Source organism: Bacillus sp. MUM 13 (genome assembly GCF_001866725.1).
Classification (GTDB): domain Bacteria; phylum Bacillota; class Bacilli; order Bacillales; family DSM-1321; genus Peribacillus.
The window spans coordinates 1-2,393 of record NZ_MLYQ01000021.1; the positions used below are offsets into that span (position 1 = coordinate 1).

General features: G+C 40.6%; 2 protein-coding genes. Both read right to left on the reverse strand.

The features are described from left to right. Nucleotides 1-348 precede the first annotated feature (348 nt). Nucleotides 349-1,350, reverse strand: a complete 1,002-nt coding sequence (gene mreB, locus BIV59_RS06995) for a rod shape-determining protein (RefSeq protein WP_071350752.1) — start codon at nt 1,348-1,350, stop codon at nt 349-351. Between the two features lie 366 nt (nt 1,351-1,716). Beyond that, the gene (spoIIID, locus tag BIV59_RS07000; RefSeq protein WP_071350753.1) at nt 1,717-1,989 is read right to left on the reverse strand and encodes a sporulation transcriptional regulator SpoIIID; all 273 of its coding nucleotides are present in this window, start codon (nt 1,987-1,989) and stop codon (nt 1,717-1,719) included. Between the last annotated feature and the right edge of the window lie 404 nt (nt 1,990-2,393).

Here is a 2,393-nt window from a genome sequence, read left to right on the forward strand (position 1 = left end):
GCTAGGCGCTGGAGCTGGATTACAATAAAAAGCGCAAGCGAGAAAAGCAGAACAAAGACTGGGAACGCCGCGTCCTGCGGCAACGTCTTTGTGACCCCCATCCAGGGGGCCTCGACCAGCATAAGACGCGTAAGAATAGAAGTCGCTCTTTGCCTGGGTTACATAAAACCGAAAGTGCCTTTAAAACGGTTTTTAAAAGGAGAAAAATTATTCAAATACAAAGGAATTGTGTTAAAAAAATACAAGAGGGCCCATTGTTCACAATCATTTTTTGCACAAACACTGTTGTGCCTTCATGTTTATCTGAACATTGAGACCCTTTTGGCTATTAGTATTTTACATTCATTGTCAGCTGAATTTATGTCTTGGCAGCTTGTCCATGTTATCGAGCATAATGCCTGTACCAATTGCAACGCAATCCATCGGCTGTTCTGCAACAAGGACTGGAACCTTCAGCTCTTCTGCAAGAAGCAGGTCAATGCCATGAAGCAATGCTCCGCCGCCGGTTAAAATAACACCGCGGTCTATGATATCAGCAGAAAGCTCAGGCGGAGTACGTTCTAATACACTCTTGGCAGCCTGGACGATAACTGCAACCTGTTCGCGAAGCGCTTCTTCTATTTCTTCAGATCTCACTGTAATGGTTCTTGGTAGACCGGAAACCATATCACGTCCGCGGATGTCTATTTCTTCATTTCGGGAGCCTGGAAAAACAGTAGCAACCTTGATTTTAATGTCCTCAGCTGTTCTTTCTCCGATAAGAAGCTTGTACTTGCGCTTAATATAGCTTAAAATTTCACCATCGAATTTATCTCCAGCCATTTTGATGGAAGAGGAAGTAACAATATCACCCATGGAGAGAACGGCAATATCCGTTGTTCCGCCGCCAATGTCAACGACCATGTTTCCGCTTGGCTGGAAGATATCCATGCCTGCTCCGATAGCAGCCACTTTAGGTTCTTCTTCAAGGTAAATCTTTTTGCCGCCGCTTTTTTCAGCAGCTTCCTTAATGGCCTTTTGCTCAACGCTGGTAATATTCGTCGGGCAGCAGATCAAAATTCTCGGCTTCGATAAAAAGCCCTTCACATTCAGTTTATTGATAAAATGCTTCAGCATGGATTCCGTCACATCAAAATCAGCAATGACTCCATCTTTAAGCGGCCGGATAGCTACTATATTCCCAGGAGTCCGTCCTACCATTTTTCTTGCTTCCTCGCCGACTGCAAGAACACGATTAGTGTTTTTATCAATCGCAACAACTGAAGGTTCGTTTAACACAATTCCCTTACCTTTGACGTGTATCAGCACATTAGCTGTACCGAGATCTATCCCAATATCCCTAGCAAACATGATACTCATTTCCTCCTTGAATGTCTCTCATAACAAACGTTCGTATTTTTATATTCCGAACCCATAACAGGATGTTTTAGAATGAATTTTTTTGCAGATTCGGCACTTTTCATCGAAAAACCACTTTCTGTCCTAATTTTATATTTTATCATATTGAATAGTCCAGAAATAGTGAGAAATATAAATTAAGTAAATTTTTTCCTAAAGGTGCAATTATAACAAGCAAAAAACCGGTCTTCAGTGAACATTCAATTAAGGTCCATTTTTTAAGGTAACACTTTTTCCAAAGTATTTCCTTTTAAAACACCTTTTATTTGAACGAATCCACTTTAAGGACCGGCTTTGCACTATTCTGTATTAAATTCTTTATTTTACGGTTTCCTCCTCTCTTTCTGAACGCTTGTATTTTAACTTGGTTGCTTCACCGCCCCTCAGATGGCGAATCGATTTATGATAATCTAATATATCCTTTACTTCATTTGCCAGCTCCGGATTGATTTCCGGCAGCCTTTCTGTCAGATCCTTGTGGACAGTACTTTTGGATACACCAAACTCCTTCGCGATTACGCGAACCGTTTTTCTTGTCTCCACGATATACTTTCCTATCTTGATAGTTCTTTCTTTGATGTAATCGTGCACACCCTCTACCTCCCCAAATTGGATGTGAGAAGTATGAAATGAGATTCGCTTTCGGCTAAAAATAAGCCGCTGCCCCGGAAATTACAAACAAATATATGTTCAACTGCATTTATAATTTAATCAAAACGATTACTCACCTCAACCGCTCTCTTTGTATGGTTTCTAACATCTTATTAGCTTGGTTAAAAATTTATGCACAATTTGCTCAATTAGGACGGGCAATTTTATTTTTTGCCGAAAAACATCCATAAACCAAAAAAAACCTCTCAAAAACTGCAAATCTCTATTAACTCTATGAAATTCACTATTACTCCCCAAGAAATTTGTCGAGTGAACAAAAAGTGCAAGCGCCTGAATGGCGGATCAAAGACTAAGAACACCGCGTCCTGCGGCAACGTCTTTGT